This window comes from Marinicauda sp. Alg238-R41 (assembly GCF_947331485.1).
GTDB classification, from domain to species: Bacteria; Pseudomonadota; Alphaproteobacteria; order Caulobacterales; family Maricaulaceae; genus Marinicauda; species Marinicauda pacifica.
In genome coordinates, this window is sequence record NZ_CAMZOJ010000001.1 from 1,607,297 (window position 1) to 1,621,071 (window position 13,775).

General features: G+C 65.9%; 15 protein-coding genes. 6 read left to right on the top strand and 9 right to left on the bottom strand.

Annotated features, from left to right (window positions below):
* Positions 1-390: 390 nt before the first annotated feature.
* Positions 391-1,392 carry an NUDIX hydrolase gene (locus PGP17_RS07660; protein ID WP_135943352.1) on the bottom strand — a complete coding sequence of 334 codons (1,002 nt, stop codon included), beginning with the start codon at positions 1,390-1,392 and terminating at the stop codon, positions 391-393.
* Positions 1,389-2,030 (bottom strand): HD family hydrolase, encoded by a 642-nt coding sequence (locus tag PGP17_RS07665; protein WP_270374848.1) that lies wholly within the window; start codon positions 2,028-2,030, stop codon positions 1,389-1,391. The genes PGP17_RS07660 and PGP17_RS07665 overlap by 4 nt, the downstream gene beginning before the upstream one ends.
* A gap of 123 nt (positions 2,031-2,153) precedes the next feature.
* Between PGP17_RS07665 and PGP17_RS07670 the strand changes: the two genes are divergently transcribed.
* Together PGP17_RS07670 and PGP17_RS07675 are read left to right on the top strand one after the other, a co-directional pair.
* Entirely contained in the window at positions 2,154-2,984 is an 831-nt protein-coding gene (locus PGP17_RS07670; protein WP_270374849.1) for a universal stress protein, read from the top strand.
* 30 nt (positions 2,985-3,014) lie between these two features.
* Positions 3,015-3,389 carry a hypothetical protein gene (locus PGP17_RS07675; protein ID WP_135943354.1) on the top strand — a complete coding sequence of 125 codons (375 nt, stop codon included), beginning with the start codon at positions 3,015-3,017 and terminating at the stop codon, positions 3,387-3,389.
* A 19-nt stretch (positions 3,390-3,408) separates the two neighbouring features.
* On the opposite strand, the gene PGP17_RS07680 is transcribed toward PGP17_RS07675, so the two are convergent.
* The 6 genes from PGP17_RS07680 to PGP17_RS07705 all read right to left on the bottom strand — a co-directional run bounded on the left by PGP17_RS07680 (position 3,409) and on the right by PGP17_RS07705 (position 8,902).
* On the bottom strand, positions 3,409-4,470 hold the full coding sequence (locus tag PGP17_RS07680; protein WP_270374850.1) for a hypothetical protein: 1,062 nt from the start codon (positions 4,468-4,470) through the stop codon (positions 3,409-3,411).
* Entirely contained in the window at positions 4,467-5,612 is a 1,146-nt protein-coding gene (locus PGP17_RS07685) for a beta-ketoacyl-ACP synthase III (RefSeq protein WP_270374851.1), read from the bottom strand. Before PGP17_RS07685 ends, PGP17_RS07680 begins: the two co-directional genes overlap by 4 nt.
* Before the next feature lie 105 nt (positions 5,613-5,717).
* The gene (locus tag PGP17_RS07690) at positions 5,718-6,305 is read right to left on the bottom strand and encodes a DNA-3-methyladenine glycosylase I (RefSeq protein WP_135943357.1); all 588 of its coding nucleotides are present in this window, start codon (positions 6,303-6,305) and stop codon (positions 5,718-5,720) included.
* Positions 6,306-6,361: 56 nt separating this feature from the next.
* Positions 6,362-6,553: a DUF2474 domain-containing protein gene (locus PGP17_RS07695; RefSeq protein ID WP_135943358.1), complete on the bottom strand. Its 192-nt coding sequence runs from the start codon at positions 6,551-6,553 to the stop codon at positions 6,362-6,364.
* A complete protein-coding gene (gene cydB / locus PGP17_RS07700) occupies positions 6,501-7,505 on the bottom strand; it encodes a cytochrome d ubiquinol oxidase subunit II (RefSeq protein ID WP_135943359.1) in 1,005 nt (334 codons plus the stop codon). Before cydB ends, PGP17_RS07695 begins: the two co-directional genes overlap by 53 nt.
* Entirely contained in the window at positions 7,502-8,902 is a 1,401-nt protein-coding gene (locus PGP17_RS07705) for a cytochrome ubiquinol oxidase subunit I (protein ID WP_135943360.1), read from the bottom strand. Before PGP17_RS07705 ends, cydB begins: the two co-directional genes overlap by 4 nt.
* A gap of 169 nt (positions 8,903-9,071) precedes the next feature.
* On the opposite strand from PGP17_RS07705, the gene PGP17_RS07710 reads away from it, so the two are divergent.
* Both PGP17_RS07710 and PGP17_RS07715 read left to right on the top strand, forming a co-directional pair.
* Positions 9,072-9,494: a hypothetical protein gene (locus PGP17_RS07710; RefSeq protein ID WP_135943361.1), complete on the top strand. Its 423-nt coding sequence runs from the start codon at positions 9,072-9,074 to the stop codon at positions 9,492-9,494.
* Positions 9,491-10,540: a cation transporter gene (locus PGP17_RS07715; protein WP_270374852.1), complete on the top strand. Its 1,050-nt coding sequence runs from the start codon at positions 9,491-9,493 to the stop codon at positions 10,538-10,540. Before PGP17_RS07710 ends, PGP17_RS07715 begins: the two co-directional genes overlap by 4 nt.
* Here PGP17_RS07715 and ygfZ read toward each other — a convergent pair.
* Positions 10,537-11,367 (bottom strand): CAF17-like 4Fe-4S cluster assembly/insertion protein YgfZ, encoded by an 831-nt coding sequence (ygfZ, locus tag PGP17_RS07720; protein WP_270374853.1) that lies wholly within the window; start codon positions 11,365-11,367, stop codon positions 10,537-10,539. The genes PGP17_RS07715 and ygfZ overlap by 4 nt on opposite strands.
* A 91-nt stretch (positions 11,368-11,458) precedes the next feature.
* On the opposite strand from ygfZ, the gene PGP17_RS07725 reads away from it, so the two are divergent.
* Both PGP17_RS07725 and PGP17_RS07730 read left to right on the top strand, forming a co-directional pair.
* Complete coding sequence (locus PGP17_RS07725) at positions 11,459-12,421, top strand: glycosyltransferase family 9 protein (RefSeq protein WP_270374854.1); 963 nt, start codon at positions 11,459-11,461, stop codon at positions 12,419-12,421.
* Positions 12,418-13,755: a dihydroorotase gene (locus PGP17_RS07730; protein ID WP_135943364.1), complete on the top strand. Its 1,338-nt coding sequence runs from the start codon at positions 12,418-12,420 to the stop codon at positions 13,753-13,755. Before PGP17_RS07725 ends, PGP17_RS07730 begins: the two co-directional genes overlap by 4 nt.
* Positions 13,756-13,775 lie beyond the last annotated feature (20 nt).

A 13,775-nucleotide genomic window follows, 5' to 3' on the forward strand; every position in this document is an offset into this window, starting at 1 on the left:
GAAAGGTTGGGGCGGCACTTGCCCTCCGATGCTTCGAGGCTCGCTTTGCTCGCACCTCAGCATGAGGGGAGTGGGTTGGGGAGGGGGGAGTTATTTTTATCATTTAATTCAGTAGCTTGATGTCTGCCTCTCCCTCATCCTGAGGTGCTCGCGTAGCGAGCCTCGAAGGATCGGATGACGGCCTGTTCGATGGCGCCCTGTCCTCTCTGGGTTCCGGCTCTCGCTTCGCTCGGCCGGAATGACGAACAGGGATAAGTTACTTAATTCAATGCTATAAACCTTCGTCATCCCGGGCTTGATCCGGGATCCAGGGATCGTGGAATGCCGTCACCAAAAGGCAGCACCCTGTCCTCTCCTGGGCCCCGGCTTGCGTCGGGGAGCGAAGACCGGTTACGCGCCGTCTTTCAGCCTCGGGGTGGCGAGGCCGAGGACTTCGCCTTTGCGGACGGCTTCGCGGCGGAAGCGGTAGAGTTCGGCGGGGCGGCCGCCGGTCTGGGACTGCATGCGGCCCGTGCCTTCGACGAAGCCGGCGCGGTCGAGGGCGCGGCGGAAATTCTGCTTGTGGATCGGATAGCCTGCGATGGCTTCGACCACGCGCTGGAGCTGGGAGAGGGTGAAGAGTTCGGGCATCAGCTCGAAGACGACGGGGCGGTATTTCAGCTTGCCGCGCAGGCGGGAAATGGCAGTGGCGAGGATGCGGCGGTGGTCGGAGGCCATGGGTTCGCCGAGGCCCTCGATCGGGTGGGCGAAATGCTCTCCGCTCTGGTCGCGGGCCGCTTCGGGGACCAGCCCGGCCTCGTACAGCAATTCATAGCGGTCGAGCGCGCGTTCCTCGGTCCAGGGCGCGTCATCCAGGGCGAAGGTGGCGCGCGCCCGGTCGTAGCGCGCGGCGCGGGCGCCCGGCCCGGCCGCCTCGTCGATCCAGTTGCGCAGCGCCGGTTCGATCACCTCGTTCAGGACCGCCGGACGGCCGCCGCGATGATCTTCCCACGGGTAGAAGCGCGACCAGGGCGCCCAACTCGCCCCGGCGCCCTTCAGGGTGCGCGGTTCGGGGGCGAGGCCAAGATAGCCCACGGAGATGACGCGCCCGCCCTCCGCGCCCGCCAGGGCCGCCAGCGGCGCCTCGCGTCCGCGATCGCCGAAGGTGTAGAGCTGTTCGACATAGCCGAGCTCGAAGCCGGTCTGCTCGCGCACCCATTCGCGCAGGCCGATCTCGAAGGTGCGGTGCTTTTCCGGGTCGAAGGGGCCGAAGGGCAGGGCGGTCTCCGGCGTCGCGACGCCCTTGGCGACCAGAACGGAGATTTCGGACTCCTTGGCCGCGAAGATCACCGCATTCAGCCCGACGACAAGCCCGTCATAGCCGGCCGGTTTGAGGGGCGGGGCCGATCTCATATCCGCCGGCCCGCGACACGTCGGGACCGGTTCTCGATGTCGTCGATCAGATCGGCGAACCGCTCCAGGAAAAGCTGCTGCGCTTCGGCGGCCGGGCGCGGGTTGATCTCCACGCGCAGGCCGGGCGGCGGGGCGTCGAAGAACTGGCGCGCCTCTTCCACCGAGAAGCCGGCAATGTCGACCGCCTCGAAGAAGGCGCTGATCCGGTCGGCCTGCTTGATCGTCTTGTGCACCGTTTTGGGCAGTTCGCCCGGCAGGCCGAAACGGGCATGGATCGCCGTTTCCAGCCTGTGTTCGAACGCCTTGTAGTCATAGCCCAGGGCCGCCTTGAACGGGCTGATCATGTCGCCGATCACGTATTCGGGGGCGTCGTGCAACAGGGCGGCGAGGCGCCATTTGGCCGGCCAGTCCGGCTGCAGCTCTGCGCACAGCGCTTCCACGATGACAGAATGCTCGGCGACGGAGAAGGCGTGATCGCCCTTCGTCTGGCCGTTCCAGCGCGCGACGCGGGCGAGGCCCTGGGCGATGTCGTCAATCTCGATATCGAAGGGCGAGGGATCCAGCAGGTCGAGCCGCCGCCCGGAGAGCATGCGTTGCCAGGCTCTGGGTTTTTTCGATGCGGAGGCCGGGCGTGCCATTATGTCCCTACTTTTTTTACGATCTTCCTCTCCCGGAACGGGCCGGAAGGGCATACGTTGAAGGAAAGGCCGGAGCAACCGGCCTGGTCAACCAGTATTCCTGCAACAGGAGATCGCCCGACCATGGCCCGTGAACGCATACTTGTCCCGCTTCAGGGCGCTCAATCCGACGAGCGCCCGCTTGAGGCGGCGCTGAAACTGGCGCCGCTGTTCGATGCCGACATTCGCGGCCTGTTCGTGGAGCCCGACCCGGCGACCTACATGATGTGGTCGGGACCCGGCGCGGCGGGCGCCTCGGTCGTGTCGACCGCCATCGATGCGGTGCGCGAGGAATCCGACCGGGCGTGCGAGGACGCCAAGGCGCGCTTCGACCGCATGCTGGGCGGCGATCACCCGGGTGCCTCGTTCAAGCGGATTACCGACAGCCCGGCCGAAGCGGCCGAGCAGGCGCGCCTGATCCGGCTTCTGGTCGCCTGCCCGGAGGCCGCCGCGGGCAAGGGATCACTGGCCGACTTTACCGCCTCCTGCCTGGTCGACGAGGCGTGTCCGCTCTACGTGCCGCGCTCGGGCGAGATCGCGCCGAAGCGCGTGTGCATGGCGTGGGACGGATCGAAGGAAGCCGCGCGCGCGGCCATGGCGGCCGATCCGCTGCTTCGCCCCGGCGTGGAGGTGACCATCCTGCACTCCGACCGCAATCTGGATTATCAGGACCGCGCGGCTGCGGCGCCGAACCGGCTCACGCACTGGCTGGCGGCACGCGGCATCGAGGCGAAAAGCCGCAAGGTGGCGGGCAAGGGCGGTCTGGGCGAAGGCCTGCTGGATGCGGCCGCCGACAGCGACCTTCTGGTGGCGGGCGCCTACGGGCATTCGCGCATCACCCAGTTCATTTTCGGCGGCGTGACCCGCACGCTGCTCCAGGCGGTCGACGGGCCGTCCCTGCTGATCGCGCACTGACACTGTTTTCAACACGGAGAGTTTTACGCCATGGCCCTGACCCGAGTGGTCCTTCGCCTGTCGCGCAATCCCGACGCCGGATTTCCCGGCGGGGACGACGATCGCGGCTATCTCATCCATGCCCCGCTGAACGGCGAGGGGCGTCTGGATCCCGATTTGTGGAAAGCGCACAAGACCGATTGCGTGGTCGAGCGGTTCAGCCCGGACGAGGACGAGCGCGCGGATGGCTGGCTCGCCCATCGCGGCAAGAACTGGTTCTTCCATTATGACGAAGAGGACGAAGGGCCGGACGAGCCGGTCTACCGGCTGGGCGATCACGCGCTGCGGCTGGGCGATTACGTGACCATCCACGAGGCCGACGGCGACGACCTGGTCTACAAGGTGACCGAAAACACGAGGCTGTGACGGGCCGCGCCCGGCCCGGTCAGGGCCGGGCGTTGGACGCCGCGATCAGCGTTCGCGCATAGGCGACGAGCGCCTGCGGCGTCGTGCTCTCCTGATTGGAGTGGTAGTTGAAGGTCGGCACCTGCAAGGTGGTGCCGGCGAACGCGCCTTTCGACCGGGCGGTGATCTTTCCGAGCTCGGTCAGGCCGAGCGACTTGGCCGCCAGGCCCTGGGCTTCGCGGGCGGCGTTTTCCGCGGTGATGTATTCGCACTTGGTGATGATGGGCGCGTTGCAGGCCTTCGCGGCGGCATGCAGGCGATCATACATCGCATCGTTGAAGTCGGCGGTCGCGTCGCGGCGGCGCAGCACCACGGCCCCGGCCTGGCTGATCGCGCCGTCGTCGAACGGCGTTGTGTCGAGCACGAGCAGGTCCTGGCGCGTTTTCAGGGACGCATCCGCCCAGCCCAGGAAATGCTCAGCGGACCGGCCGATCTCCTCCTCCGCAGTGAAGACGAGGGTTCCCGTCAGGCCCTGCTCGGCGCAGACCCGCAGAACCGCCGCGGAAACCGGATTGTCCAGCTGGCCCACCACATAGGCATTGCCGCGTTCGAGACGGCGGGCGAAGGCGACCGGCGTGCCGGCATCGAGCGCGGGCAGGTCGGGCACGTCCAGGCGAATATGCCCGTCCGGGTTCTGCTCCACGCCGTCGATCGTGCCGTAGGCGATGCGCCCGCCGGTCAGACGGTCATAGGCGAAGACTTCCTCGCCGACATAGCGCTCACGCACTTTGGCCGCGAGATCGGCCGATGCCGGGGCCTGCTCGCCATATTTGTCGTTCTTGATGGCGTGGGCGGCGTAGATGATCGCCCCGCCTCCATCGACCACGCCGCCATGCCGGTCGACATGGGCGAGCATGACCGGACCGTCCCCGAGCTCGACCACGCACAGATTGCGCGGGCGGTGGACGGTGTGGCCGAGGCTTTCAAAGTCGCGGGCCAGATGGTCGAGGAAGGGCGTTTCGTGGCCCACGACGCTGGGGAAATCGAGGTATTCGTTGGTCTTGGCGAGGATGCGCGCGCTCAGCACGTCGGGCGCGCTCACCCCCGCTTCTCCACGAAGACGGTGCCGGCCGAATAGCCGGCGCCGAAGCTGCACAGCACGCCGCGGTCGCCGGCCTGCATGTCCTGCGAGTGCAGGTGGAAGGCGATGACCGAGCCGGCGGACGAGGTGTTGGCGTATTCGTCCAGGACGGTCGGCGCGTCCTTGCCGCCGGCCTCGCGTCCGAACACCTTCCTGGCGATCATCAGATTCATGTTGATATTGGCCTGGTGCAGCCAGACGCGTTTGAGATCGTCCGGCGTGATGGAGAGTTCGTCCATGTGCGTCCGGATCATGTCGGAGACCATGGGCACGACTTCCTTGAAGACCTTGCGGCCTTCCTGGACGAATAGTCTGTCGTCCTTCGGCGCGCCGTTCGGGACGGGCGTATTGTCGCCGGCAGGGCGTTCGGCGCGGTTCAGGAAGCCGAAATTATTGCGGATATTGTTGGAAAACTTCGTTCTGAGCCTGGTGCCGAGAATGGCCCAGCCGCCTTCGCCGAGATCTTCGTGCTCCAGCAGGATGGCGGTGGCCACATCGCCGAAGATGAAATGGCTGTCGCGGTCGCGCCAGTTCAGGTGCCCCGAGCAGATTTCGGGATTGACCACCAGGATGGCGCGCGCGTGGCCGGCGGCAATCATGTCGGCGGCGGCCTGGATGCCGAAGGTCGCAGAGGAACAGGCCACGTTCATGTCGAAGGCGAAACCGTCAATACCGAGCGCGTCCTGGACTTCTATGGCGACGGCGGGATAGGCGCGCTGCATGTTGGATGCGGCCACGATGACGCCGTCAATGTCCTGGGCCGTCTTGCCCGCACGCTCCAGAGCGTCGCGGCAGGCCTTCACGCCGATCTCGGCGAGGATGGACAGCTCGTCGTTGTCGCGTGCCGGAACGTTCGGGACCATGCGTTCGATGTCGAGCACGCCGGACTTGTCGACCACATAGCGGGACTTGATGCCGGAGGCCTTTTCCACGAACTCCACCGAGGACGGGGAAAGAGGCTCGATCTCGCCGCGCTCGATCTCGTCTGCATGAGTCTCGTTGTAGCGCTCAACATACGCGTTGAACGAGCTCACAAGCTCTTCATTCGAAATGGAATCTTCCGGTGTCCACAGGCCCGTGGAACGGATCATGGCGGCGGTCATATACTCTCCCAACCCGCGACAGAGTCACTTGTTCAAGTGACAAACTATCGCCGGGAGACGCGCCCTGTCGACCTTGCAGCGCGTCAATGCGCCGCGCGGGCGCAGTCAGGCAGAGGCCGGCGTGTTCAGCCGGGCGACTTCCTCGTGCCGGAAACACCCGGTCAGGTGATCGTTGACCATGCCGACCGCCTGCATGAAGGCGTAGACGATGACCGGGCCGCAGAACTTGAAACCAAGCGATTTCAACTCCTTGCTCATGGCCTGGCTGGTCGGGGTCTGAGCCGGCACCTCGGCCATGCTGGCGTAGTGGTGGGTTGCCGGCGCGCCGTCGACAAAGTCCCAGAGGCGCTGGGAGAATCCGCGCGGACTGTCCTGGATATCGCACCAGACCCGGGCGCCCTGAATGGCGGCCTCGATCTTGGCGCGCGAGCGCACGATGCCGGAATTGGCCAGCAGGCGGTCGATATCAGCCTCGCCATAGCGCGCGATGGCCTGCGGATCGAATCGGTCGAAGGCCTCGCGGAAATTCTCCCGCTTCCTCAGGATGGTGATCCAGGAGAGACCTGCCTGGAAGCCATCCAGGACCAGTTTCTCGTACAGCGCCCGGTCGTCATACTCCGGCACACCCCAGTCGGTATCGTGATAGGCGATGTAGAGCGGGTCTTCCCCCGGCCAGGGACAGCGATGCGGCATGGACGGTCTCCTTCGACTCTCCTCCGATTAGATCAAACCGGGAACGAAGGAAAGCGTCAGAGAATCGCGAGGCGGATGAAATAGGCCACCGTCATCAGCACAAGTACGGACCCGGACCACAGCACGGCAAACCAGGCCAGCCTCGACCAGAGCGGGCGGTCGCCGGAATCGTCCGAATAGCGATTGTGATCGAATTTAGTGATAGCCCGTCTCCTTGGTGACTTTGCCTCGGAAGATCCAGTAGGCATAAGCCGTGTATGCCAGGATCAGCGGCAGGAGCACGGCAGCTCCGGCCAGCATGAACCAGAGCGAGCTGGACGGCGCGGCGCTTTCCCAGATGGTGACTGACTCAGGAACGACATAGGGGAAGAAACTGATCCCCAGTCCGATGAAGCTGAGTGTGAAAAGTCCGATCGAGGCCAGGAATGGCATCAGCTCGCGCCGGCTGGTCAGGCCGTAGAAAACCAGCGCGGCGAGGCCCGCCACGAGCAGGGGAACCGGGCTGAGGAAAGCGATATTCGGCCAGGCAAACCAACGCTCTGCGACTTCGGGGTGGCGAAAGGGTGTCCACGCACTGACCGCGGCGATGGCCAGCAGCGTGCCGCCCAGGGCGGGCAGGGCGAGCGTGCGCATGCGCGACTGCAATTGGCCTTCGGTCTTCAGCACCAGCCAGCCTGCGCCGAGCAGCGCGTAGCCGATCACGACGCTGAGACCCGTCAGCATCGAAAAGCCGGAGAACCAGGAAAAGGCGCCGCCGGTAAACTGACGTCCATCGGTTTCGATTCCCGAGATGATGGTTCCCAGGATTACGCCCTGCATGAAGGCGGCGAGCGCCGAGCCGGCGATGAACCCCCAATCCCAGTAGCGACGCGCGCGGATCGTCTTGAACCGGAATTCGAAGGCGACCCCGCGAAACACCAGGCCCATCAGCATGAAGAGGGCGGGCAGATAGATTCCGGGCATGATGATCGCGTAGGCGAGCGGAAAGACGGCAAACAGCCCGCCGCCGCCCAGGATGAGCCAGGTCTCGTTACCGTCCCAGACCGGCGCGACGGAGTTGATCATGATGTCGCGGTCGTCGTCATCGCGCGCGAAGGGCAGGAGGATGCCGATGCCCAGGTCGAACCCGTCCAGGATTACGTAGGCGAGCACGGCAAAGGCCAGAAGAAAGGCCCAGGTCAGGACAAGCGCTTCATTCATGACGAAAATCCTTCCCCTGATCTCGGCCGCTGGCCGGGACCGGCCGCGCGGGTCGGGGCTGCGGGTTCATCCTCGCTCTGCGGGTCTTCCGGGCCTTTGCCCATCAGGCGCAGGATGTAGAACGTGCCCGCCCCGAACACGATGAAATAGACCACGATGAAAACGATGAGGGAGGTTGCCACCTCGCCGGCGCTGGCCGGCGAAGCCGCATCATAGGTGCGCAGGAGATTGTAGACGACATAGGGCTGGCGCCCTACCTCGGTGGTAATCCAGCCGGCAATCACGGCGACGAAGCCGGACGGTCCCATCGCCAGGGCGAGGCGGTGGAACCACGCGCTGTCATACAGCCGCCCGCGCCAGCGCAGATAGAGGCTGACCAGACCGGTCAGGGCCATCAGCATGCCCAGCCCGACCATGATGCGGAAGCTCCAGAACACGATCGCGACCGGCGGCCGGTCTTCCTCTGCAAAGTCGGACAGGCCCGGCGTCGCGCCGTTCCAGTCATGGGTGAGAATCCAGGCGGACAGGTGAGGGATGGACACTTCCATCTCCACCTCGCCGGTCTGTTCGTTGGGCAGGCCGAACAGGATGAGCGGTGCGCCCTCCATCGGCTCGAAATGGCCCTCCATGGCGGCGATTTTGGCCGGCTGGTGCTCCAGCGTGTTCAGCCCGTGCAGATCGCCCAGGAATATCTGGACCGGCGCGACGATGGCCGCCATCCACATCGCCATGGACAGCATGACGCGCGCGGCCGGGTCGGCCTTGTTCTTCAGCAGGTGCCAGGCGCCCACGGCCCCCACCGCGAACGCGGTGGTCAGATAGGCCGCGGTCACCGTGTGCAGCAGCCGGTAGGGGAAGGAGGGATTGAAGACGATTTCCAGCCAGTTGTCCGGATGGAAGACGCCGGTATCGGTCAGGATGAACCCGGCCGGGGTATGCATCCAGCTGTTCACCGACAAAATCCAGAAGGCGGAGAAGAAGGTGCCGAACGCGACCAGGCAGGTGGCCATGAAGTGAAGCTTCTTGCCCACCTTGTTCAGGCCGAACAGCATCACCCCCAGAAAGCCGGCCTCCAGGAAGAAAGCCGAGAGAACTTCGTAGGCCATGAGCGGCCCCAGTATCGCTCCGGTCCGCTCCGAGAAGACCGACCAGTTGGTGCCGAACTGGTAGGTCATCACGATGCCGGACACGACACCCATGCCGAACGCGACGGCGAAAATCTTCACCCAGTACTTGAACAGCCGCAGGAAAACCTCGCGCCCGGTCCACAGCCATAGGCCTTCGAGCACCGCCAGGAAGCTTGCGAGCCCAATGGTGAAGGCGGGAAACAGGAAGTGAAACGCGATGGTGAAGGCAAACTGGATGCGGGCCAGCAAGACAGCGTCGAAATCGAACATGGAGCGAAGACCTTTCGGATTCTTCCAGACCCATACGTGTCCTTCTAGTAATTCCTCTCACAGGCTCGTCACGATGGCCAGTTGCCACGCGGCAGCGTGCCGCAGGGCTGGACCACGCTGCCTGGGCGGGCGTGGAACGCTTTAATCGGCGCCGCGTTCGCTGTGCGTGATGCGAACCGTGTTGTTCTCTCTGCTCGTTTTCGCGCTGACGGCGTGCGGGCGGGGCCTCCCTAACGATCCCCGAGGCACGCTGGAGCGCGTGCATGGAGGCGAACTTCGCGTGGGCCTGATCCTGGATGAGGCGGAAGTTCGCGCCGACCGGGAGCGGGTGGAGGGCTTCGCGCAATACCTTGGAGTAGCGCAAATCCGCTACGACACCGGGGAAGTTCATCATCTGGTCAACAAGCTGGAGCGCGGCGAGCTGGACATGATCGCCTCTTTTCCCCGCAAGACCCCGTTCAAGGAGGCCGGCTTCACCCGACCCTTCTCCGGTCCGGACGGGGATGAGCGTGTGTGGGGCGTGCGCGCGGGCGAGAACGCCTTTCTGCTCGCGGCCGATCGCTATCTCTACCAGCAAGAGAAGCCGTCATGAGCGGACATATTTCCAATCCGATGGATCCACGTCGGCCGCCGGAGGTCGACAAGGCACTTCACGAGGCCGAGCGGCTGGAGTGGCAAACCCTGTTCTGGCTGGTCGCCATCGTCATCGTAATGGGGGTGGTAGCCGGTGGCTCGCAAGCATTCCGCACCGCCTGGATCGAAGACATGCTCTCGCTGCTGGCCCCGGCCTTCTTCCTGATCACGCGCTGGATCGAACGCCTGCCGCCCAGCAAGGAATTTCCCTATGGCTTCTTCCGTGCGGGGTCACTCGCGTTTTTCCTGTCCGCGGCTGCACTGGCCGCGATCGGTGGCTTTCTTCTGTATGAAGGCGCGATGGGCCTTATCAAGATGGAGCATCCCAGCATTGGCTCGCGCACGATCTTCGAACACCAGGTGTGGCTGGGCTGGCTGATGATCGGCGCACTCGTTTTCTCGGTGATTCCGCCGGTCATCCTCGGACGCAAGAAGCGCAAGCTGGCCCGGCAGATCAACGATGAAGTTCTCTACATCGATGCCGATACCAACGCTGCGGACTGGCAGACCGGCGTGGCGGGTATCGCCGGCGTTCTGGGCATCGCGCTGGGGCTGTGGTGGGCGGACTCCGCGATGGCGGTGCTCATATCGCTGTCAATCCTCAAGGATGGATTGACGGGCCTGCGCCTGTCCACGACCTCGCTGCTCGACGGTGCGCCGCGCAAGCTTGGCTCCATGGAAATCGAGCCTGACGCCGATCGCATCCTCGACGCTCTGGGGGAACGCTATCACGGGGCCCATATCCAGATCCGCGAAACCGGGCGCTATTTTCGAGCGATGGTCAGCCCGCAAGAGACGCCCCACCTGCCGCAGGACATGGCCGAAGAGCTTCTGGACAAGGATCACTGGCGTCTGATCGAAGTGGGGGTCGCTCAGCGGGGAAGCTGGCCGCCTCCGGTCCATCGAGGCGACAAGCCCGGCGGGCAGGCCGGTAAATCAAAGGCGCACGACGCGATGCGCGACTCCTCAAAGGCGGGGTCCGGGGACCGCACCGAGTCCTCCTAAAACGTGTCCAGGTCCTGGGTGATCTCGAGGGAGCAGCCGCCGGATTCGGGTGTTTCGTTGCGCTCCAGGGCGGCCCTGAGCCGGTCGAGGCGCACGCGCGCCAGGGCGTCCTTGCCGGCGGTCGAGGTGATCGTGCCCAGCGGCGTTTCACCGGAGCTGACCGGGGCCTGGGTCTCGAGCGCGTTATCGGCTGACACGCGGACGGTGCGCTTTCTCACGCCGCCCTTGCGATGCATCCGGCTGGCGACTTCCTGGCCGACAAAGCAGCCTTTCTTGTAGTCGATGCCGGCCATAAGATCTTGGTTCACATCGGTGGGAAAGACCTCGGCCGGTCCGTAATCCTTGCCGAATTCGGGCAGACCCTCACCGATCCGAGCGGCCTCGTACTCGTCTTCATCGACCGGCCCGCCGGCCGGCACGATGGCGCGCTGGCCCATTTGCGCGCGGCGCGGATCGGGGGAGATGGCAAGGGCAAGGGTGGCCAGCTCCGCCTCGCCTTCGCCGCGCGCCTGCGCCACGGCCAGGTCGGCGCGCGGGGCGATCGAGGCGTCGGCGCGCAGGCGGTAGAGCGAGAGACGCTTGAGCAGCGCCTCCGCCTCGCTGGCGGGCAGGTCGATGAAGAGGCCGCCCTCGCCATTGTCGAACAGGAAGAAGTCGGCCAGCACCTTGCCTTGCGGAGTAAGCAGCGCGGAGAATTGCGCGCGGCCGGGTTCGAGGCCGGCCGGGCCTTTGGTGATGACCCGCTGAAGGAAGGTCCTGGCGTCCGCGCCGGTGATCTCGATGACGGCCCGGTCGGGCAGCGCGGTCAGAAATGCCGGTCGGGTCATGGGCGAAGCCTCTCTTGCGGGTGGCCCGGTACATGGGCCTGATCGCGAACGCTGGCAAGATTGCGCGCAACAGGGTAAGTGCGGCGCTCACATGACGCGGATACTCTTCATCACCTCCACCCGCATCGGCGATGCGGTCCTGTCCTCCGGTCTGCTGGACCATCTGGCCAGGACATACCCGGATGCGCGCGTGACCGTCGCGTGCGGACCGCTGGCCGCGCCGCTGTTTGCCCATGCGCCCGGCGTGAACGAGGTGATCGTGATGGCCAAGCGGGCCGGCGGCGGGCACTGGATCGATCTGTGGCGGCGTACGGTGACGCGGCGCTGGGATATCGTGATCGACTTGCGAGCCTCGGCCACGAGCTGGTTCCTGCTGGCCGGCAAGCGCCACGTCAAACGCAAGGCATCAGGCGCGAGCGCGCCGGTCCACAAGGTGGAGGAGGCGGCTTCGGTAATCGGCCTGTCCCCGCCGCCAGCGCCCACGGTGTGGTCGAGCGAGGCGGCGCGGGCGAAAGCCGAGACACTGCTGGGCGGCGAGGGGGCCATACTGGCGATCGCGCCGGCGGCGGCCGCGCCCTTCAAGGAATGGCCGTGCGAGCGCTTCGCGGCGCTCGCCGCGCACCTGACCGGCCCGGACGGGGCGCTGGCCGGCGCGCGGATCGCGGTGTTCGGCGGACCGGGCGACGAGGCGGCAGCGCGCGAAGCAACCGCCGGGCTCGACCCGGACCGGGTGATCGACCTGACCGGAAAGCTGGCCATCGACGAGGCTGCGGCCTGTCTGGAAAAGGCCAGCCTGTTCGTAGGCAACGACTCCGGACTGATGCACCTGTCGGCTGCGGCCGGCACGCCGACGCTGGGCCTGTTCGGACCCACCGACGAGCGCCTGTACGGGCCGTGGGGGCGCAAAGCGCGCGCCATTCGCGCCGGTGGCCCGGCCGATGAGCGCGAACGGGCGCGGTTGCGCTTTGCCTCCGAAAGCCTGATGGGTGATCTGGAACTTGAACCGGTGATCGCCGCAGCGGAAAGTCTGATCGAGGAGCACGTGAAACGATGAGCGAGACGTTTGACACGATTATCAAGGGCGGCACCGTGGTCAGCCACGCCGGGCGCGCGCGCGCCGATGTCGGGATTCGCGACGGCAAGTTTGCCGCCGTCGGCAATCTGTCCGCCGACCAGGCCGGCGAAGTCATCGACGCGACCGGCCTGCACGTGCTGCCCGGCATCATCGACAGCCAGGTCCATTTCCGCGAGCCGGGCCTCGAATGGAAGGAAGACCTGGAGTCGGGAAGCCGCGCCGCGGTGATGGGCGGGGTGACCGCCGTGTTCGAGATGCCCAACACCAAGCCCTCCACGATCACGCCCGACCTGATGGAAGACAAGGTCAAGCGCGGCACCGACCGCATGCATTGCGACTTTGCCTTCTATGCCGGGGCGACCAAGGAGAACCCGGCCGTGCTGCGCGAGATGGAGCGCATGCGCGGGTGCTGCGGCGTGAAGGTCTTCATGGGCGCCTCGACCGGGGATTTGCTGGTCGATGACGATGAGGGCGTCGCTGCGGTGCTGAAGGTCATCGAGCGCCGGGCAGCCTTCCATTCCGAAGACGAGTTCCGCCTGGCCGACCGCCGCAGTCTCGCCCGCGACGGCGACTGGACGAGCCATGAGGAGGTGCGCGACGCGACCGCGGCGATGCAGTCGACCGAGCGGCTCGTGCGCCTGGCGCGCGAGGCGGGCAAGCGCATTCACGTGCTGCACATCTCCACGGCCCAGGAGATCGATTTCCTGGAACAGCACAAGGATGTGGCGAGCGTCGAGATCACGCCCCAGCATCTCACGCTGGAAGCGCCCGAGGCCTATGAGCGGCTGAAGGCCTATGCCCAGATGAACCCGCCCATTCGCGGGCACGAGCACCGCATGGGGCTGTGGCGCGGTATCGCGCAGGGCGTGGCCGACGTGCTGGGCTCCGATCATGCCCCGCATACGATCGAGGAGAAGGATCGCCCCTATCCCCAGAGCCCGTCCGGCATGCCGGGCGTGCAGACGCTGCTGCCGCTAATGCTGAACCATGTGGCCGAAGGCCGGCTGAGCCTAGAGCGCCTGGTCGACCTGACCAGCCACGGACCGCAGCGCATTTTCGGCCTGGCCGGCAAGGGGCGGATCGCGAATGGTTACGACGCCGACGTGACGCTGGTCGATCTGGATGCCGAGCGCGAGATCACCGAAGACTGGCTGGCGTCCAAATGCGGCTGGTCGCCCTTCACCGGCGAGCGGGTCAAGGGCTGGCCGGTCGGGACGATCGTGCGCGGCACCGCTGTCATGCGCGAGGGTGAGCTGACCCGGCCGTCCACGGGCCAGGCCTGCCGCTTCGTGGAGACACTCGGCGCGGTCTAGAAACGGGAAGGGCGGCCCGG

Bases quoted from the DNA above. Each gene is read 5' to 3' on its own strand.
- PGP17_RS07660 (WP_135943352.1), bottom strand. From the start codon at position 1,392: ATGAGATCGGCCCCGCCCCTCAAACCGGCCGGCTATGACGGGCTTGTC.
- PGP17_RS07665 (WP_270374848.1), bottom strand. From the start codon at position 2,030: ATGGCACGCCCGGCCTCCGCATCGAAAAAACCCAGAGCCTGGCAACGC.
- PGP17_RS07670 (WP_270374849.1), top strand. From the start codon at position 2,154: ATGGCCCGTGAACGCATACTTGTCCCGCTTCAGGGCGCTCAATCCGAC.
- PGP17_RS07675 (WP_135943354.1), top strand. From the start codon at position 3,015: ATGGCCCTGACCCGAGTGGTCCTTCGCCTGTCGCGCAATCCCGACGCC.
- PGP17_RS07685 (WP_270374851.1), bottom strand. From the start codon at position 5,612: ATGACCGCCGCCATGATCCGTTCCACGGGCCTGTGGACACCGGAAGAT.
- PGP17_RS07690 (WP_135943357.1), bottom strand. From the start codon at position 6,305: ATGCCGCATCGCTGTCCCTGGCCGGGGGAAGACCCGCTCTACATCGCC.
- PGP17_RS07695 (WP_135943358.1), bottom strand. From the start codon at position 6,553: ATGCCTACTGGATCTTCCGAGGCAAAGTCACCAAGGAGACGGGCTATC.
- cydB (WP_135943359.1), bottom strand. From the start codon at position 7,505: ATGAATGAAGCGCTTGTCCTGACCTGGGCCTTTCTTCTGGCCTTTGCC.
- PGP17_RS07705 (WP_135943360.1), bottom strand. From the start codon at position 8,902: ATGTTCGATTTCGACGCTGTCTTGCTGGCCCGCATCCAGTTTGCCTTC.
- PGP17_RS07710 (WP_135943361.1), top strand. From the start codon at position 9,072: ATGCGAACCGTGTTGTTCTCTCTGCTCGTTTTCGCGCTGACGGCGTGC.
- PGP17_RS07715 (WP_270374852.1), top strand. From the start codon at position 9,491: ATGAGCGGACATATTTCCAATCCGATGGATCCACGTCGGCCGCCGGAG.
- ygfZ (WP_270374853.1), bottom strand. From the start codon at position 11,367: ATGACCCGACCGGCATTTCTGACCGCGCTGCCCGACCGGGCCGTCATC.
- PGP17_RS07725 (WP_270374854.1), top strand. From the start codon at position 11,459: ATGACGCGGATACTCTTCATCACCTCCACCCGCATCGGCGATGCGGTC.
- PGP17_RS07730 (WP_135943364.1), top strand. From the start codon at position 12,418: ATGAGCGAGACGTTTGACACGATTATCAAGGGCGGCACCGTGGTCAGC.